Origin of the sequence: Niallia nealsonii (genome assembly GCF_002835805.1) — a bacterium.
Taxonomy (GTDB): Bacteria; Bacillota; Bacilli; order Bacillales; family Cytobacillaceae; genus Niallia; species Niallia nealsonii.
In genome coordinates, this window is the sequence record NZ_PISE01000047.1 from 25,578 (window position 1) to 45,302 (window position 19,725).

Here is a 19,725-nt window from a genome sequence, read left to right on the forward strand (position 1 = left end):
TTGCTTTCCACCTATTTATTAAACGTTTACATTTTAATTATGAATGAATTTAAATATGCTTTTATATAATCGATGATCTCTTTATCTAAATCCTCCATTCCGATGCCGCTAATATACGGTGTAGCACTTAGTGCTGGTGTAATATAGCTCGTAGGCAAAATAGTCGTGGACAATATAAGTGCTGCTTCAGACTGCAAAGAAGCGACTTCGGATATTTTACATTGCACAAGAGATACATCTAGATTTTCTTTTTTGAATAATTCTTCTAAATGATCCATTACTACTGTTGATGTTGCAATCCCAGCGCCGCATGCTACAAGCACAGATGTCCTATTCAAATCAATCACCTCCTATAATAGCGATATTTATATTTTCAAAGATAGTAAGTATTTCTTTTTCATTTTTTGCCTGGATGATATTGATTAAATTATCCTTTATTTGGATGACTTGCATCAATTCTTGTAATATTTCTAGTTGACTATGTGGCTGGTTTAATCCAAGCATAAGCACTACATCTACATCTGTAGTTTTTGTATTATCTTCCATTAAAGAGAAAGCTACAGGTTTTTTTAAGGTAGCCACTGCAATAAATTGTTCTATAACATGTTCTGGATCTGTATGTGGAATGGCCACACTATAATCAGCCATGCACAGCCCTGTTGGAAAAATCGATTCTCTTTCTTTGATTTTTGCTAAAAAGGTATCTTTTACATATCCTTGATCATAAGCCTCTTGATACATCACTTGGAATAACTCATCCTGATTTTCTACCTCGAGGTTCACTTTTATCAAATTTTCTTTAATAAACGAAACTACTGTCATTTTTTTCCCTTCTTTCATCCTGCTATGAATATTTCTTTATGACTTCATAAAGATCATTTAAATTATTTTTTGCTTTTAATTGCTCTATTTCTTCTAGATTTTTAGAAAGATTTATCAATTGCCTTAATGCTTGCAGATGTTTATTTTTATCTGTTGCAGCTAATACAACAATAAAACAGACTCTTTCCCCTTCATTAAAAGGCAGCCCTTCTTCTATTTTCAATAAACTCATGCCAATTTTATTAACACCACAGTCAGGACCTGCATGTGGAAGGGCAATAACATTTCTTAAAACAATATGTGGAAGCATAGTTGGATATTGTCTAATCATTTCCTCTACATAATTTTCTGTGATTGCACCACTTTGCAACAAGGGAGCAGCTGCTATTTTTAATCCGTCTTCCCAACTAGCTACCTTGCGTTTTACCACCATCATATCTGGGGTTAAAATAGTAGCTAATGATAGATTGCCCCGAGTCTCCACTATATTATCTTGATTGGCATGGCTAAGTGAAAAATGCTCTTGTAAAGCGTTTGTCAATCGCTGCTTCTCTTTAATCACTGCATATTTTTGAATCGTATTCATTAATTGATCTATATTGATGATATTAGTAGTTAATCCAAGAATTTCATTTAATACTCTTTGTCTTAGCTGCATTTTTTCTATATCAGAAATAATGCTTTCCACAATAAACAATTTCTTCTCTGTTTGTAATGGCACTGGTGAAAAGATAAGATCAAAATCAAATTTTAATTTTTGGAATTCTCGTATGGATAAAGCATGATAGAAATAAAATTCTGGAAATAAATCCCGCAAAGTACTTTCCATTAACTTCGAAATAGATACTCCATTAGGACAAACAACCACTGCCTTCATTTTCTTTTGAATCGTATCTCCTGAGCTTAATAAATGTCCCCCTATTAAAATAGTAAGAAACATCAGTTCATTTTCTTCTATCTCACCACCTATATAGTTTTCAAGAGGTCCTACAGAATCTTTCACAATAAAATGGATTTCTTCCAATTCTTCGCTGCTCTTTTCTAGGGTGGGATAATTAGTTGTAAGATGATATTTTATTCGATAGTAAGCAGGCTTCATATGAAGCATAAGCTTATTAAGCAGCACTTCCTTTTCTTTCATTTTAATGCATGCCTTATTTTCAAATATCTCAAGTGTTTGTGCTATTGATTCTTTTAATTGTAGACTTTCTTTATCTGATAAATGGGATGTCAATATTTTGGATGTCAACAGCTGCAATGTAATAAACAAACGCTCTAACTTCGGAATATTATCTATTTCATTTACCAGCACTTCTGCTGCAAGATACTCTTTTGTTTCCGCTAATGCTTCATAGTCTAATGAATGTTGCTCTTTAATAAATTTTCCTTGTTTCATCCTTTTTAGGATAATTACCATAATAAATGGCAATAATCTGAAGCTCTCATCAATAAATTGAAGTTCTAGCTTTGTTTCTATTTCTTCCATTTGTTTTTTTACTGCTTGTATTTCCTCACTTCTTACATTTAAACAATCTAAGATATGGGCTTCTGCATGATACATAGATAACATATTTTGCAATACATCAATTGCCAGCTTTCTTATATTCCATTCCTTTCCTGCTAATTCGTAACCATTAGATCTTGAATAGCTAATGGCCAGATGATAGGGTTCAATTATTTTCTGCACCGTTTTTAAGTCGCGAAGTATCGTATTTTTGCTGACTTTTAATGCACTGGTGAAATGGAATAGAGATAAATCATTATCATTATTGATGATAAGCAAGATAATCAGTTGAGCCCTTTCCTTTTCTGAAGGAATATATTGATTATGCCTATTTTCATCAACTTTTTCTGCAAATATTTTCATCACTACTGGGCTAATAATAAATTTGCCGCTATTAGTTTTTTTTATTGGAGGATAGTTGTTCCCTTCTAGCCAATCATTGATTTTTTGAAAACTGTAACTGACCTGCCTCCTTGATAAATTAAACTTTTTTTCTAGTTTAATATTAGAGGTATTTGGGTTTACAATTACTTCTTTAAGAAGTGTATTACTTCTCTCATCAAGGTACATTTGTGATTCCCCCTTAACTTGATTTTATTGTAGCATGAAAAAAAAAGTAAATGTATGCGTTTTCATCTCCAATACCTGTTTGTGAAATGTGTCACTTAGTGATTACATTGTACAGCTTGATTATGTAATGACGTTGAATACACAAAAAAAGCCAGCTCCTCGCCGCCATAATTAGCATTATATAATGAATAGACTCATTATATAATGCCAAGAAAATACAATAATGGCAGATGAATAACTGACTTTTTTTAACTTATGTGTAAAAATTTCTATCTTTTATTAATAGAATTTTAACCTCCACCTCCAAATTAGAGAGGAAAAAAATTATCTATAGTAGGTAGAGACTTGCTGAGTAAAAGTCCAATAGAAAAAAACACAGACTATAGTAGCAACATCTGTATGGCCTGTAATATCTTACTTTAGGCGACAATTAGTGGGAGTTAGAGTTCTCCCACTGATTGAAATCCCACTTTATTTCACAATATAATGAAGGGCTGTCTGCAATTGGATATCATTTTCTTCTTTCTTCATTGCAGTTCGGACTGCTTCCTGCATTTTGCTGGCTGTTGTTGCATCAATTCTTCCAGTTGCTTTTAAATCCTGCTGCATTTGAAATGCTTTTACGGCAGTTTTTGTTTGACTGCTGAAATATCCATCTTTTCTATCCGTAGTATATCCTAAGCTTGTTAGTATTTCCTGTGCATATTTTACTTGTTCACTGTTCATTTCTTGCACTAAGGTTTCGTCAATTTGCAATGGGTGTGTTTGATATAAAGCCGATTGCTCTACTTCTAAATTCGGTTCAATCCCTTTTTTATGAATCCAGTTGCCATCAGGTGTCAGCCATTTCGCTAATGTTAATTTAATTTTACTGCCATCATCCATTGGCACCGCCTGCTGTACTGTTCCTTTTCCAAATGTCTTTTCTCCAATTAACGTATAATCTGCGCCTTCCTTTAATGCTCCTGCCAATATTTCAGATGCAGATGCACTTCCCTTATCAACAAGTACGACTACTGGATATTCTTTGGTTTTCGTCAAGGAAGAAAAAAACTGCTCCTTTTTGCCATTACGATCCGCGATTTGCACATATGGCTTATCATTTGTGACAAACTCTTCTAAAATGCTGTTTACACTGGTGAGAAGTCCTCCAGGATTGCCCCGCACATCCAATATCAATCCTGAAATTCCGCTTTTCTCTAAATCCTTTAACGCTTTTTTGAATTCTCCAGCTGTATCTTCTGAAAAAGAAGTGATTTGCAGGTAGCCAATATTTTCGCCGCCATCTTTTTTAATAGAAGAATATACAGTTATTTGCGGCACTTCGTCTCGAACTACTGATATTGTAAGAGGGTTATCTAAGCCTGACCTAGCAATCTCTAGCTTAACCTTCGAACCCTTTTCTCCTCTGATTTTCTTAATTACTTCATATAATTCTTGTCCCTCTACACTTTTGCCATCTACTTTAACAATTTCATCATTTGGCTTTAAACCAGCTTTTTCTGCAGGAGAATCTTTAATCGGTGAAACAATTACAATTTTCCCATCTTCGGTGCTTACCTCTGCTCCAATCCCTTCAAATGAGGGATCAAGGGCCTGATCAAATTGTTTTGCTGTTTCTTTATCCATATAAACAGAATAAGGATCATCCAATGTAGAAAGCATGCCTTTAATAGCACCTTCTTCTAGCTTTTCTTTGTCCACCTTTTCCACATAATTATTTACAATTAAATCATATGCCGTTTCTGCTTTAGATAAAGCTTCATTCTCTTTATGAGAAGAAGAAGATGTTGATTCTAACTTTTCTTTATATATCACATTCATTCCAATATAGGCACCACCTGCTCCTGTAAGAAGGGAACCTGTCATATAAACTGCCAGCCATTTTCGATTCATCTTAATCGTCCTTTCTGCAAATCAAACTCTAAAAACATATTGTTTCATGTATATGATCCAAAAGGACAAGTTATGAAGAAATACATGTAATCCTATTAAAAAGGGGAAAATCTATTGAATGAAAAAAGAAATACTCCTAGAAATGGCTATTATTTTATGGGATGGCAAAACCTCATTCACCCAACAAATAACTTTCCGATGTCCTACTGAGCTCCCATTTTAGTTGCGTCCCCTTTCTTTTATTCGCTGTCCTCCTCTTTTATTCGCCGTCCCCTTTCTTTTATTCGCCATCTCTCTCCTTTTATTCGCCGTCCCCCTCCTTTTATTCGTATTTAAATTAAGTGAATATAAGCTTAAAATCTAAAAAAGAGCTATCCAATAGACCAAACATCGGCTTATTGGATAACTCTTTTTATAGATCATTTGTTTTTAATACTCTCATTGCATTCAAAACAGCAAGCAATGTCACACCAACATCTGAAAAAACAGCTTCCCACATAGTTGCAATACCAAATGCTCCAAGCAAAAGGAACACAGCTTTTACTCCAAGGGCAAAAATAATGTTTTGCCAAACAATCTTGCGCGTTTTCTTTGCAATTTTGATTGCTGTCGCTATTTTAGAAGGCTCATCTGTCATAATGACAATATCTGCTGCTTCAATGGCAGCATCTGATCCTAATCCTCCCATCGCCATGCCAACATCTGCCCTCGCTAAAACTGGTGTATCATTAATGCCGTCTCCTACAAATAAAATCTTTTCATTTGTTTGCTTGGTTCTATCCAATTGTTCCATTTGTTCGACTTTATGCTGGGGCAATAGCTCTGCATACACTTCGTCCATCGCCAGTTCTTTAGCGACTTTTTTTCCGACAGCCAATGCATCACCTGTCAGCATGACTGTTTTTTTCATATTCAGCTCTTTCAGCAATTGAATCGCCTTTTTCGCATCATCTTTTAGCTGGTCAGAAATTACGATATAGCCGATAAAGATTTTATTCACAGCAACATAAACAACTGTGCCAACTTCTTCGCTTTCTAAAAACGGAATATTCATTTTACTCATTAATTTCCGATTGCCAGCAAGTATTTCTTTTTCTTCTATCACTACTTCCATTCCATGGCCAGAAATTTCATTATAGCTGCTGATGCTGTTTTCTGAGATATCTTTTCCATATGCTTTTCTAATCGATTCAGCAATAGGATGATTGGAATGCACTTCTGCAAATGCCGCATTTTGCAGCACTTCATCCTGTGTCACACCTTCGACAGCATGAATTTTTGTTACTTCAAAAACACCTTTAGTTAATGTTCCTGTTTTATCAAAAACAACATATTTCACATCGTTTAATGCTTCTAAATAGTTGCTTCCTTTCACGAGAATTCCTCTGCTTGATGCGGCTCCAATTCCTCCAAAAAATCCAAGGGGAATGGAAACAACTAAGGCACATGGACATGAAATCACTAAAAAGATTAGCGCTCTATATACCCAATCGGAGAATGTTGCCCCACTTATAATTAATGGTGGAACAACAGCTAATAAAAAAGCAATAATAACAACAACTGGTGTATAATAGCGGGCAAATTTTGTGATAAAGTTTTCTGTAGGAGCCTTTTTGCTGCTCGCATTTTGCACCAAATCTAAAATTTTTGAAACAGTTGATTCTCCAAACTCTTTTGTTACCTCTATTGTTAAAACGCCATTTTTATTAATAAATCCGCTTAACACATCACTTCCTGCTTTTATATCCCGTGGAATAGATTCGCCTGTTAATGCAGAAGTATCAACCATGGATGCTCCTTCTATTACCTTGCCATCAAGGGGGATTTTTTCACCTGGTTTCACAAGAATAATATCGCCAATTCTCACATCTTCAGGTGAAATCTTTTGAAATGTTTCCTCTCGTTTTACATTTGCAAAATCTGGACGGATATCCATTAAACTGCTGATTGATTTCCGGGAACGATTGACGGCAATTCCTTGAAATAATTCACCAATTTGGTAAAACAGCATAACCGCGACACCTTCTGCATACTGCCCGACAGCAAATGCTCCAATTGTTGCAATTGCCATTAAAAAATGTTCATCAAACACTTGACCGCGAATAATGTTTTTTACTGCACGCCATACAATATCTCCGCCGATAATTAAATAAGCAGCGAAAAAGAAAAGAAATTCTAAAGGAACAGAGAATGGAGCAAATACTCCGATGGCGGCTACTATACTGCCCACGCTTAAGCGCACTATCATCTTTTTCGTATGTCCTGCCCCATGTTCATGGCTATGATCGTGAGCATGTGTATGATGATGTTTTTCCTTTTCTAATGGCAGAACATGTACGTGGGGTTCCAACTTTTCAACTACTTTCTCCGCTTGTTCTTGCATTGCCTCCAACTGGTGATTAGATGCTTCTATCGTCAATTTTTTAGAAACAAAATCTACTGAAGCTGATGCAACTCCATCGAGTTTTCCTACTTCTTTTTCAATTTTCGCCGCACAATTAGCACAATCTAATCCCTCAAGTAAAAAAGTTGCCGAGGATATATGCCCTTTTTGCTTTTCCTCCACTTTAATATGGGGTTCTAAGCGTCTAATTTCTTTTTGCGCCTTTTCTATAATTTCTGCTTCATCTCTTTGCTTCATTGATAAGGACAAAGTCTGTGTTGCAAAGTTTACAGAGCATTTATCCACACCTGAAATGGAGGCTACACCTTTTTCAATTTTCATTGCACAATTGGCGCAATCAAGTCCAGCTAAAGTAAATTCCTTTTTCGTTAACTGCTTCCCTTCCTCCACAATAATCTCCTCTTTCTCACAGAATTTGGTTTTACATCCATCTATAAAAAATCCGTTTTTATTAGGTGTTTTCATTATATGAACAAATACTCATATATTCATATTTATTATATGAAACATTTATGAAAATTGTCAATAAATATCCCTTATTATTTTTATTTTTCTAAACATTATTCATTCGTTCTCCCTATCAAGTGGAATTTTACTACTTATGAAAGTGACACTTCAGTTAGGCTTTTACTCAGTAAGTTTCTCCCCACCTAGATTTCTCATTTTCTCTTATCATCCCTTAGCTAGGGGCCAAAAGCCCGTTAATACGTGATAAATAAAAGCTGTTTTCTTAAACTTTGTTGCCTTTAAAGGAGTAGGTTGATTGCAGTGAAGGGATGCTCACTTTCCGTAAGGCGGGCGGTGAGCATCCGCAGGCTGTGGCCTTTTACGGGATCTCACCTGTCCCGCTAATTCCACAGGAGTCTCGCACTTTCCCCTCCAATCTACCTGTTTTAACCATGGATTTACTCATGGAAACTATCCGAGAAACAACAATCTTTTAGAAAACAGCCTAAATAAAAAAGGAAAAGGTCTATAACTCTTCCTTTCCCCTAGTTCTTTCCTTATAATCCTATTTATCTTTCACCACCTAGTTTTAGTGATGCATTGCATGGTCAATCATTTGCTGCAAAACACTCATTACATGCTCATCATCACAAGAATAAATCATGGTAGTGCCTTCCCGGCGATATTTTACTAGTCGAAGATTTTTCAAAAACCTTAATTGATGAGAAACAGTTGACTGCAGCATCTGTAAGTTCTCTGCTATTTCGTTAACAGAATGGGGTTTATCTGACAATAGATGAAGAATTTTAATTCTTGTCGGATCTGACAAAGCTTTAAATGTCTGCGACACGATGAATAAAGTTTCTTCATCCAGTCGCTTATTTCCACTTTCCATCGGCTGATTTTGTTCCTCATTATCGAAGTTGCTCATAACTATAACTCCTCTTTTTATCATTTCCCGACAAAAGACTCCCACTTCAACGAATGCGAATGGCGTAGCCCGATGAGTAAGCGGGAGATGAATGTCGGTAGGCTTAAGCCTAAACGGTTGAAAAATACAAACAAACGTGCTATGTTTTTTTCCGTAAGTTGTTCTTTGAAAACGGATATAGGGGTTCTAGCAGGAAAAGCGTCTGCTAGGTAAAATCTTCCACATTCGAATTGCCCACGCATACCGAAACTGTGAAAACCAAGCTAAAGTAGGCTGCATGAGAAATCAGCGTACAAGATGCTAAAAGTTTTCACCGTAGGGACTACGGGTAGAGTCTACTCCATAACTGGTGGATACACTGGTATTCGTAGGAATCCCCTACTTCAAGCATTAGCTAAGTGGTGGGTAGTTCAAAAAAGCATTTTTTTTATTATAACATAAGATGATTTGCAAACTATTTGTTGAAAGCTTGCTACCATCCAAAACCATTCCTTTTATTTACTTTCCCTTTTTTTATGTGTAGTTTCTGCGGAATAAGGGTATGTTACTAAATAAGAACAACAAAAAACAGCCTATAATATTATAGACTGTTTTTTTCATAAAATGCGCTCTTTTAAAGAGGAACAATACCTACTGGATTAATCGCGTTGGATTTTGCTGCATTCCATTGTCCTTTATGCAATTCAAAATGCAAATGTTGCCCTGTAGAATCTCCTGTATTGCCCATTGTCCCGATTCGTTGTCCTTTTTTCACTACTTGGCCAGCACTTACAACTCTGCTTCCAGATCTCATATGAGCATACACTGTTGTATATACTTGTCCATCTATTGAATGAGAGATAAAAATTACTTCTCCATAACTGCTAGATGTATAGGAACGGATAACTACACCATCTGCTGCTGCAACGATTGGTACAGTACCACTTGCTGCAATATCTACACCAGCATGAAAAGTGCCCCAACGATGACCTAAACCTGATGAAAGATAGCCGTTTGCAGGTTTTGTAAAGCTGCCGGCTGATACTGCCGGTGCGGATGCTGTTGTGGAACTGCTTGTGCTTGCAGAACTGCTAGATGCGCTTGAATTGCTGCTTGTGCTTGCAGAGCTGCTAGAACTTGAACTGCTAGGACTAGGAGTGCTTGCTGCCTTTTTCGCAGCAGCTGCTGCAGCTGCCGCCGCTTCTTCCGCTTTTTTCTTTCTTGCTTCCTCTGCAGCTTTTGCTTCAGCCGCTATACGTTCTTTTTCTAGTGTAATCGCCTTTTCCATCGCTGATTTTTGGCTAGCAAGAATAGCTTCTTCTTCTTCTAATGACATCATTTCTGCATGAATATGATTTTCTTCTTCTTTTAATTTTGCCATTAGTTCATCTTTTTCTTTCTTTTGTGCATTTAAGCTAGACTTCATGCTTTCTAATTCACTTAAGTATGTTTCAAGAGAACTTAACTTTGTTTTCAATTCCGCCTGTGATTCTTCTAATAGCTTTTTATCTGCCTCTTGCTCGCGAAGTATATCTTGGTCTGCTTCTACTATTGTAGCAACTGCTCCCATGCGATCGATAAAGTCACTGAAGCTTTGAGAACCCATTAATACATCAACATAGCTAACAGCACCACCCGTTTCTTGGTATGCTCTTGCTCTTTCTTTTAACAATTTATTTCGTTGTTCAATTCTTTTTTTCACTTCTTTAATTTGTGCCTCTAGTTTTGTTATTTCTTCTTTCGTGCCTGCTATTTGCTCTTTTTTCTCGATAATCTTCACTTGTGTACTGGAAATTTCCGTATTTAATCGTTCGATCTGTTTTTCTACATCTGTTTGCTGCTCTTGTACATCTGTTATTTTTTCATTGGCATCATTCAATTTGGAATGGACATCATTTTGTTGATTTTCGATATCTTGTTTTTTTTCATTGAGGTCATTTAAAGAACTTGCTGCATATACATTTTTTATTGGCATCTGTGTCAGTATGCCGCTAATTCCTAATGCAGCAACTACTGATAATTTAACTACTGTTGATTTCAAGCTGAGATCTCCTTTCAACCGAGTTGCTATTTTCTCACTTTATTTAATCGCTAAAAAAGCGTACTTTTCGACATTTTTTGCACTAAGTAATGTCCCACATTATAAAATAGCCATAATGTGGGACACATTCTTTAGCATAATAGTTACTCTTAATTTATTAAACCCGTAAAAACTTGCGGATACTCATTACACTTCCCCATACTCCAATTACTGCTCCCATTACAATCAATAGGGCAGATACTTGATAAACAAATGGAGTAAAATCAAGTATTTGAATAAAGTTTGAAGCCAATTTTGGCTGTAAATATTGGTATGAATAATAATAGATGGTTGACACTGCTCCAATTGGTATAAGCGAACCTAAAATACCTAACCACATTCCTTCAAGGAAAAATGGCCAGCGAATAAACCAGTTTGTTGCACCTACCAATTTCATAATTTCAACTTCGCGTCTTCTTGCAACAATCGTAATTTTAATCGTATTAGAAATTAAGAACATGGCTGTAAACAACAGTCCAATAATCAACACGATTCCTACGTTTCTGCTGACACTTGTCACTTTAAATAGTTTTTCAACAGATCCTTGTCCATATTTCACTTTTGCTGCATGATCAAAACCTTTTATTTTGTCCGCCACTTTAATGGTATCTGCTGGATCTTTTGTTTTGACAACAAATACATCATTTAATGGATTATCCTGTTCAAACAGCTTAAAGGCATCTCCGTCTTCTCCTAAACTATCAATTAAATTGTTTAATTCTTTTTCTTTTGGAGAAAACTTCACCGTATTGACTTCTGATACATTTTTAATCTGTTCCTCAAGTGTAGCCCGCTCTTCTTTTGTTGCTGCAACATCAATATGCACACGAATTTCCACATTTTCTTCAATCGTTGTTGCTACTTTATTTAAATTCATCATAATGACGAAAAAGACGCCAACAAGTACTAACGTAATAGTTACAGCACTTATGGATGCAAATGTCATCCATCCATTTCTAAATAAGCTTTTAAAGCTTTCCCTTGCATGTCTGCGAAACGTTCTAGCCTTCATATCCGTATTCACCTCGCTGCTCATCCCGAACAATTCTTCCACTTTCAATGGCAATAACACGATGCTTAATCGTATTAACAATTTCTTTATTGTGTGTTGCCATAATAATTGTTGTTCCTCTATTATTAATTTCCTCTAGCAGATTCATAATATCCCAAGATGTTTCCGGATCAAGGTTACCAGTTGGTTCATCTGCAATAACCAATTTTGGTGTATTAATAATCGATCGTGCTATTGAGACACGCTGCTGCTCCCCACCAGACAGTTCTGTTGGCAGCATTTTTGCTTTATGCTTTAAGCCAACTAGATCCAATATTTCCATTACTTTTTTGTTAATATTTTTTGGATTTTCCTCAATTACTTCAAGCGCAAAAGCAACATTTTCATATACCGTTAATGTCGGCAGCAATTTAAAATCTTGGAAAACAACTCCAATATTTCTTCTTAACATCGGCACTTTGCTCATTTTTAACTTTGCCAAGTTAATGCCATTTATCATAATCGTTCCTTGTGTCGGCTTCTCTTCCCGATACATCATTTTAATAAAAGTAGATTTCCCTGCGCCACTTGGACCTACAACGTAAACAAATTCACCTTGTTTGATCTTAATATCTAATCCATTAATAGCAATTACGCCATTAGGATACTTTTTCATTACATTTTTCATTTCTATCATCTATTATCACACCTGATTATTATTTGTTAGAAACATTTGCTATATAAATTCCTGAATTTTTTGCACGATAAAAGAAACCAGCCTTCTCCCTGTTGGCTTGTTAAGCTGCCGAGAGTTAAGTTTCTATTTTTCTATAAAGTCTTACTGACAAAGTTTACACGATAAATACATCATTCGACAAATTCCAGTCAAAAGAAAGGAATAAAAAAACAAATTCCCTTCGTTACTCAAGTTATTATATCATTAACCTACAACAAGTTAACGGAAAAAATTATTACATTTTCTTTTCAAACATCTATTAATATACTTTTTTTTAATAATTAATTAATATTACCATGTAAATAACACCATATTCCATCTATTTTCTCCTTATTTCTGCACAATTATAGGTATTTAGACCTTATTCATTTGTAATAAAAAGGTAATATTTACATGCACGCTTTAACAAATATCATATCATTTATTACCTCTTTCTTCAGCCTAATCTATTAAATACCTCCGTTCCCTTTATCTCCTGCTTCCTTTTATCCATCCTATTTTTATAACCAACTCTTTTAAATAGGCTGTTTTCGTACACTTTGTTGCTTTTAACGGAGCAGGTTGATTTTCGTTCGAGGATGCTCGCTTTCCGTGGGGCGGGCGGTGGCTTCCTCGTCGTATCGCCTGTCCCGCTAATCCCAGAGTCTCGCACCTTTCACTCCAATTAACCTATTTTAACTATGGATTTACTCATGGAAACTATCCAAAAAAAAACATTTTTTTAGAAAGCAGCCTTTAAATAAAAAAAGTTTTATTCTGTAAAATAGCAAACTTGCCATTTTAAAAATAAAACTTTTTTTCCTTATTTCTTGTCAGCCAGCCACTCGGCCACTGCTTCTGCATCTTTTCCTTGTAATACACCTTTAGGCATATTGCCCTTGCCTTCAAGAATAATCTTCTCAATATCTTCTTTTGACAACTCAGACCCAACAGCTTGTAAATTAGGACCGCCGCCGCCTTCTAAATTGCTGCCGTGGCATACGGAACATTTTTGATTATACAGCTTTTCTGGATCTCCTGCTTTTGCAGAACTTGAAGATGAATCCTCATTATTGCCGCAGCCAGCTAAAAGAAAAAAAGCAAAGATAATGGTTGGCATCATTAATTTTTTCATGCAAGCATCTCCCTTTTAAGCAGATCTTGTCTTTATTATACCAATTCCTCCATTATTTAAAACCCTTGCCTAATACTTCTGATGCATCCATTACAATAACAAATGCAGTGGAATCAATAGACTGAACAAGTGACTTTAATTTGGTGAATTCTGATTGATCAACAACACACATCAAAATTGGCCGTTCAAAGTCTGTATATCCACCATGTGCTGTTAATTTTGTTACACCACGATCGATTTTAGTTAAAATTCCGCTTTGCACTTCTTCTTGTTTTTCTGTTATAATAAGCGCCATTTTCGAGTTTCTCATTCCAATTTGCACTAAATCAATTGTTTTGCTTGTTACAAATAAGGCAATCAGTGCATATAAACCTTGCTCAATGCTAAAAACAATGCTTGCCGTAACAACAATCAAACCGTCAATTATGGCAACACAATTGCCTAATGATATTCCGGTATATTTATTAATAATCTGCGCCGCTAAATCTGTTCCTCCGGTAGAGGCTCTCCCCTTAAAAACAATACCAATGCCGAGTCCAATTCCAATTCCCCCATAAATAGAAGCTAAAAGGGGCTCGTGTGTCCATGGCTCCAAATCTTTTGATAAATATACAACAAAGGGAAGAAATATCGTTCCAACCAATGTTTTTACTCCAAAGTTTTTCCCTAATAAGATAATCCCTGCTATAAATAATGGAATATTAAATGCCCACTGAACAAAAGCAGGCTCCCAATTAAGTTTCGCTTCTAAAATGGTGCTGATCCCGCTTACTCCACCAGATGCAATTTGGTTTGGCAATAAAAACAGATTAAAGGTTAACGCAACAATTGCCGCACCAATTAACACATAAATATACTCACGAACTTTCACTTTCCTTAACACCTCTTTAAATAATGGACGATATAGATAGGTTAAGCACGTCTTCTTTGACAGATAACACGCTAAAACATTGCTATACCGACTTCTCTCTTTTCTTATCATTTCCCAAGCAGAGAGTATATCATCCATTAAAACAGGTGTAAACCGCATTAAATTAGCGTGGTAAAGGGATAAAACCGCTATTTTTCTTCTTTTTTACTGATGAGACATGATTATGTATCTTTTTCAAAAAGGCTATTTTCGTAACTTTGTTGCTATTTATTTAAAAAAGATTAGGTAATTTCCGCTTCAGGATGCTCGCTTTCCGCGGGGCGAGCGATGAGCCTCCTCGGCGCTTCACGCCTGCGGGGTCTCACCTGTCCCGCCATTCCCGCAGGAGTCTCGCACCTTCCGCTTCAATCATCTTCTTTATCAGCAGCGGTTTGAGTAAACAAAGCTTATTTAAAAACAACAATCTTTTAGAAAAGAGCCTTCAAAAAAAGGAAAAAGCCATCGCTGCTTTGACATAGCGATGACTTTAATCGATTATTATTCACTTACACTTAATTTTGAACGCAAATAAGCATTAATAAACACATCTAAATCGCCATCCATTACAGATTGGGTATTGCCCACCTCTGTATTCGTACGATGGTCTTTTACCATCGAATATGGATGGAACACGTAAGAACGAATTTGGCTTCCCCAGCCAATTTCCTTTTGTTCGCCACGGATTTCTGCTAATTTTTCTTCTTTTTCTTCAATTTTCTTTTGATACAATTTTGCCTTCAACATTTTCATCGCTGTTTCTCTGTTTTTAATTTGAGAACGTTCTGTTTGACAAGAAACCACGACTCCTGTTGGCATATGGGTAATACGAACAGCAGAATCTGTTGTATTGATATGCTGACCACCAGCTCCACTTGCACGGTACGTATCAACTTTCAAATCTTCTGTACGCACTTCAATTTCAATTTCATCATTAAATTCAGGCATTATTTCACATGATACAAAGCTTGTATGTCTTCGGCCTGATGAATCAAATGGAGAGATGCGAACAAGACGGTGTACCCCTTTTTCCGCTTTTAAATAGCCAAAAGCATTATGTCCTTTAATCGCTAATGTTACACTTTTAATTCCCGCTTCATCTCCAGGAAGATAATCCAATGTTTCTACTTTAAAGCCTTTTTTCTCTGCCCATCTAGTATACATGCGAAGAAGCATACTGCCCCAGTCTTGGGATTCTGTTCCTCCAGCACCTGGATGAAGCTCTAGAATTGCATTATTTTTATCATATGGTTCACTTAACAACAGATTTAATTCAAAATCGCTTAAACGTTTTACTAGATCTTTTAGTTCTTCTTCTAGCTCACTTCGCAACTCTGCATCATCTTCTTCTTTCACTAGCTCATATGTCAATTCCAGGTTTTCATATACTTCAAATAATTTATAGAATTCATGTGCCTGGTCTTTTAATGCATTACTTTCAGAAATAACCGTTTGTGCTGCCTGCTGATCATTCCAAAAATTTGGATGAAGCATTTCATCTTCTAATTCAGCGATGCGAGCCTCTTTATTTTCTAAGTCAAAGAGACCCCCTAAAGTTTTCTAGTGTTACCTCTATCTTTTCTAACTCATTGCGAATATCTGCTAATTCCATTTACTGTCACCCTTTATTTAAATATAGTCCATTAATGGCTGTAGTTTTCTACCTTATAGTATTATATGGCTTTTCACAAAAAAATGCATGCACTGGTGAAAAGTTCCCCAATTTCTGATCATTTTTTTAGCCAATAAATTCTTATGAACAAAAAAACTGTCTCTTCCTGCAAGAAGAGACAAGTTTTCTAACACTTATTGTACATTTTTCCCACAACAGTTTTTGTATTTTTTTCCGCTTCCACAAAAACATGGTGCATTTCTGCCTACATCCATTTTCTTCGTAGCAGGACGTTTTTTCGGTGTCGTTTCTCCATCTTCTTTTGGATTAACGGCTTGGCCCTTCATGACTTCTTCACGCTCTAAGTTGTTGCGGATTTCTGCTTTCATGACATATTTAGCAACATCTTCTTCAATTGCAATAATCATTTCCTCAAACATTGCAAAACCTTCACCTTGATACTCGCGAAGCGGATCAATTTGACCGTATGCACGTAAATGAATCCCTTGGCGCAGCTGATCCATTGCATCAATATGATCAATCCATTTGCTGTCAACAGCGCGAAGCACAATAACTCTTTCAAATTCACGCATTTGTTCTGCCGATAATTTTTCTTCTTTTTCATCGTAATTTTTTACTACTTTTGCATAGATTATTTCAACAATATCTTCACTGTCTTTGCCGCGAATTTCACTAGCTTCCAATTCTCCTTCATGAAGAAGATTTCCATTCGCATAATCGACAATTGCCTGCAGGTTCCATGCTTCTTGATCTTCATGATCTGGTGTATGTGCCCCTATATTACGCTCTAAGGAAGATTTAATCATTTTTTCTACAATCGAACGCAAATTGTCGGAAGTTAACACTTCATTACGCTGTGTATAAATGATTTCCCGTTGTTGGCGCAGAACATCATCATATTGCAGCAATTGTTTACGAGAATCAAAGTTATTGCCTTCCACTCGTTTTTGAGCAGATTCTACGGCACGTGAAACCATTTTGCTTTGAATAGGCTGAGTGTCATCCATGCCTAATCTTGCCATCATGTTTTTCATATTATCTGAACCGAATCGGCGCATCAATTCATCTTCCATAGAAAGATAAAACTGAGTCACACCTGGATCTCCTTGACGGCCAGAACGACCGCGAAGCTGGTTATCAATACGTCTGCTTTCATGACGTTCTGTACCAATTACGGCAAGACCTCCAAGATCTTTGATGCCTTCAGCTAATTTAATATCTGTACCACGGCCGGCCATATTTGTTGCAATTGTTACAGCACCATTTTCCCCGGCATTTGCAATGATTTCTGCTTCTCTTTCATGGTTTTTCGCATTCAGGACATTATGAGGAATGCCTTTTTTAGAAAGATAGTTGGAAATGATTTCGGATGTTTCAATCGCAACCGTACCTACTAATACTGGTTGTCCTTTTTTATGTCTTTCGGCAATATCTTCTACTACCGCTCTAAACTTGCCATCCATGCTCGCATAAATTAAATCTGGACGATCATCACGGACAATGTCTCTGTTTGTTGGAATAACAACAACACTCATATTATAAATATTTCGGAACTCTTCTTCTTCCGTTTTTGCTGTACCAGTCATCCCCGCTAATTTTTCATACATACGGAAATAGTTTTGGAAAGTGATGGTAGCTAACGTCATGCTTTCATTTTGAATTTCTAAATTTTCCTTCGCCTCAATTGCTTGATGAAGCCCGTCACTATAGCGGCGGCCTTTCATTAAACGGCCTGTAAACTGGTCTACAATAACGATTTCTCCGTCTTGCACCACATAGTCGACATCATTATGCATGCTGGCATTTGCTTTTAATGCTTGAGAAATATGGTGGTTAATGGCCACATTGGATACATCAAATAAGTTCTCAATTTGGAAAACACGTTCTGCTTTTGACATTCCTTCTTCTGTCAGCTGCACACCTTTTGTTTTTTCATCATAAATATAGTCTTTTTCTACTTTTAGGCTCTTAACAAACGTATTTGCTCGAACATATAATTGTGTAGATTTTTGGGCAGAACCGGAAATAATCAATGGTGTACGCGCTTCATCGATTAGGATGGAATCCACTTCATCAATTACGGCATAAAATAATGGTTTTTGCACTTTTTGCTCATTATATAACACCATATTGTCACGGAGATAATCAAAACCAAATTCATTATTTGTTCCGTACGTAATATCCGCATTGTAAGCAGCTTGTTTTTCTTCTTTTGACATGCCATTTAAGTTTAAACCAACTGTCAGACCAAGGAATTCATATAGCTGTCCCATTTCCGAAGCATCACGTGTTGCCAGATATTCATTGACTGTTATAACATGGACTCCTTTTCCAGAAAGGGCATTAAGATAAACAGGCAAAGTAGCCGTCAATGTTTTCCCTTCCCCTGTTTTCATCTCGGAAATATTTCCATCATGAAGGGACGCTCCCCCCATCAGCTGAACAGTATATGGATATAATCCTAGTACACGTTTTGCTCCTTCACGAACTACGGCAAATGCTTCCACAAGCAAATCATCCAAGGTTTCGCCTTTTTGATAGCGCTCTTTAAATTCTTCTGTTTTTTCTACTAATTGCTCGTCCGTTAATTTAGCGGTTTCCTCTGCTAACAATTCCACTTTCTCGGCAATTTTTGCGAGTTTTTTCAAATCCCGCTTATTTTGATCAAATACTTTATTTAAAATTCCAAGCATTAAATAACGCTCCTTTATTATGGTTATGGGAAAAAAAATCTTGTTTATCCGATGGCAAGCATTATCATTTACCGCTTTTTTCCACCAACTGCTTTTGCTTTTTTCTTTTGCAAAATAATACTTTTTATAGAAACTCTGGTTATATCCGATTAATAATACTTCGTTATTATTAAAAATGGATGAAAATGATTTGGCAGTTTTGTTAACAAATAGACAGGGAAAATCTTGTTAGCGACAATAAAAAATCGCCTCTTTTTCCGTTTATTCTTTATCTTATCTATCTTACCATTTCCATACTAGTGTGACAACTTATGTAATGATTAGTAGGGCCTATATTATTACTATTATGCACTTATTTTTTTTATCCATAAACAACAGATAAAAAATCACGTTTATTCATTCCAAACAAATAAAAACGCAGGAGACAATCCCCTGCGTTTTATTTGTTATTTTGCTTCAATCAGCCCGTACTTGCCGTCTTTTCTTTTATAGACAATATTAGTAGAATTTGTTTCGGCATCTGTATAAATGAAGAAGCTATGTCCTAATAAATCCATTTGCAGAATAGCTTCTTCACTATCCATTGGCTTTAGATCAAATCGTTTTTGACGAACTATTTCTAATTCATCCTCTTCTACTTCAGTAGCAGCCGCACTTTCAAAAGATCCAAAAAACTCATTTGCACTGCCTTTTTCGCGGAATTTGCGGTTAACTTTTGTTTTGTGTTTTCTAATTTGCCGTTCTAATTTATCTGTTATCAAATCAATGGCAGCATACATATCGACATGATCTTCCTCGGCACGCAGCACCAATTGACTCATTGGAATAGTCACTTCTACTTTTGCCGTTTTATCGTTATATGTTTTTAAATTGACATTCACATTCGCATCTGGTGATTCGGAAAAATAACGCTCCAATTTCGTAATTTTTTTCTCTACGTATTCTCGTATAGCTGGAGTTACCTCAATGTTTTCTCCTCTTATGTTGAAATGCATAAGTTACTCCTCCTTTATAATTT

Annotated in this window: 14 protein-coding genes; all 14 read right to left on the bottom strand. The window is 36.1% G+C overall.

From position 1 onward, the window contains the following. Window positions 1–26: 26 nt before the first annotated feature. Entirely contained in the window at window positions 27–338 is a 312-nt protein-coding gene (locus CWS01_RS19015) for a PTS sugar transporter subunit IIB (protein ID WP_101178788.1), read from the bottom strand. Window position 339: 1 nt separating this feature from the next. Further along, window positions 340–822 (bottom strand): PTS sugar transporter subunit IIA, encoded by a 483-nt coding sequence (locus CWS01_RS19020; protein WP_101178789.1) that lies wholly within the window; start codon window positions 820–822, stop codon window positions 340–342. Window positions 823–844: 22 nt separating this feature from the next. After that, the gene (locus CWS01_RS19025) at window positions 845–2,896 is read right to left on the bottom strand and encodes a BglG family transcription antiterminator (RefSeq protein WP_101178790.1); all 2,052 of its coding nucleotides are present in this window, start codon (window positions 2,894–2,896) and stop codon (window positions 845–847) included. 471 nt (window positions 2,897–3,367) lie between these two features. After that, the gene (locus tag CWS01_RS19030; RefSeq protein WP_101178791.1) at window positions 3,368–4,792 is read right to left on the bottom strand and encodes a S41 family peptidase; all 1,425 of its coding nucleotides are present in this window, start codon (window positions 4,790–4,792) and stop codon (window positions 3,368–3,370) included. 412 nt (window positions 4,793–5,204) lie between these two features. Beyond that, the gene (locus CWS01_RS19035; protein ID WP_235852116.1) at window positions 5,205–7,586 is read right to left on the bottom strand and encodes a heavy metal translocating P-type ATPase; all 2,382 of its coding nucleotides are present in this window, start codon (window positions 7,584–7,586) and stop codon (window positions 5,205–5,207) included. Window positions 7,587–8,232: 646 nt separating this feature from the next. After that, window positions 8,233–8,574: an ArsR/SmtB family transcription factor gene (locus CWS01_RS19040; RefSeq protein WP_213083742.1), complete on the bottom strand. Its 342-nt coding sequence runs from the start codon at window positions 8,572–8,574 to the stop codon at window positions 8,233–8,235. A 613-nt stretch (window positions 8,575–9,187) separates the two neighbouring features. Next, window positions 9,188–10,594, bottom strand: a complete 1,407-nt coding sequence (locus tag CWS01_RS19045; RefSeq protein WP_101178793.1) for a murein hydrolase activator EnvC family protein — start codon at window positions 10,592–10,594, stop codon at window positions 9,188–9,190. Window positions 10,595–10,751: 157 nt separating this feature from the next. Further along, window positions 10,752–11,645: a permease-like cell division protein FtsX gene (ftsX, locus tag CWS01_RS19050; RefSeq protein WP_101178794.1), complete on the bottom strand. Its 894-nt coding sequence runs from the start codon at window positions 11,643–11,645 to the stop codon at window positions 10,752–10,754. Then, window positions 11,635–12,321 (bottom strand): cell division ATP-binding protein FtsE, encoded by a 687-nt coding sequence (gene ftsE / locus CWS01_RS19055; protein WP_101178795.1) that lies wholly within the window; start codon window positions 12,319–12,321, stop codon window positions 11,635–11,637. The genes ftsX and ftsE overlap by 11 nt, the downstream gene beginning before the upstream one ends. Window positions 12,322–13,162: 841 nt before the next feature. Next, window positions 13,163–13,474: a cytochrome c551 gene (cccB, locus tag CWS01_RS19065; RefSeq protein ID WP_101178797.1), complete on the bottom strand. Its 312-nt coding sequence runs from the start codon at window positions 13,472–13,474 to the stop codon at window positions 13,163–13,165. 52 nt (window positions 13,475–13,526) lie between these two features. After that, the gene (locus CWS01_RS19070; protein WP_235852117.1) at window positions 13,527–14,345 is read right to left on the bottom strand and encodes a YitT family protein; all 819 of its coding nucleotides are present in this window, start codon (window positions 14,343–14,345) and stop codon (window positions 13,527–13,529) included. Window positions 14,346–14,882: 537 nt separating this feature from the next. Then, window positions 14,883–15,993 (bottom strand): peptide chain release factor 2 gene (gene prfB, locus CWS01_RS19075; RefSeq protein WP_101178799.1). Its coding sequence is split into 2 segments (ribosomal slippage): window positions 14,883–15,920 and window positions 15,922–15,993, totalling 1,110 coding nucleotides; the frame shifts between segments, so codons are not numbered across the junction. 194 nt (window positions 15,994–16,187) lie between these two features. Then, window positions 16,188–18,707 carry a preprotein translocase subunit SecA gene (gene secA, locus CWS01_RS19080; RefSeq protein ID WP_101178800.1) on the bottom strand — a complete coding sequence of 840 codons (2,520 nt, stop codon included), beginning with the start codon at window positions 18,705–18,707 and terminating at the stop codon, window positions 16,188–16,190. A 446-nt stretch (window positions 18,708–19,153) separates the two neighbouring features. Continuing rightward, entirely contained in the window at window positions 19,154–19,702 is a 549-nt protein-coding gene (gene hpf, locus CWS01_RS19085) for a ribosome hibernation-promoting factor, HPF/YfiA family (RefSeq protein ID WP_101178801.1), read from the bottom strand. Window positions 19,703–19,725: the final 23 nt, after the last annotated feature.

What these genes read in the sequence shown, in the direction of transcription:
- CWS01_RS19020 (WP_101178789.1), bottom strand. Translation starts at nt 822, where the DNA reads ATGACAGTAGTTTCGTTTATTAAAGAAAATTTGATAAAAGTGAACCTC.
- CWS01_RS19025 (WP_101178790.1), bottom strand. Translation starts at nt 2,896, where the DNA reads ATGTACCTTGATGAGAGAAGTAATACACTTCTTAAAGAAGTAATTGTA.
- CWS01_RS19030 (WP_101178791.1), bottom strand. Translation starts at nt 4,792, where the DNA reads ATGAATCGAAAATGGCTGGCAGTTTATATGACAGGTTCCCTTCTTACA.
- CWS01_RS19040 (WP_213083742.1), bottom strand. Translation starts at nt 8,574, where the DNA reads ATGAGCAACTTCGATAATGAGGAACAAAATCAGCCGATGGAAAGTGGA.
- ftsX (WP_101178794.1), bottom strand. Translation starts at nt 11,645, where the DNA reads ATGAAGGCTAGAACGTTTCGCAGACATGCAAGGGAAAGCTTTAAAAGC.
- ftsE (WP_101178795.1), bottom strand. Translation starts at nt 12,321, where the DNA reads ATGATAGAAATGAAAAATGTAATGAAAAAGTATCCTAATGGCGTAATT.
- cccB (WP_101178797.1), bottom strand. Translation starts at nt 13,474, where the DNA reads ATGAAAAAATTAATGATGCCAACCATTATCTTTGCTTTTTTTCTTTTA.
- secA (WP_101178800.1), bottom strand. Translation starts at nt 18,707, where the DNA reads ATGCTTGGAATTTTAAATAAAGTATTTGATCAAAATAAGCGGGATTTG.
- hpf (WP_101178801.1), bottom strand. Translation starts at nt 19,702, where the DNA reads ATGCATTTCAACATAAGAGGAGAAAACATTGAGGTAACTCCAGCTATA.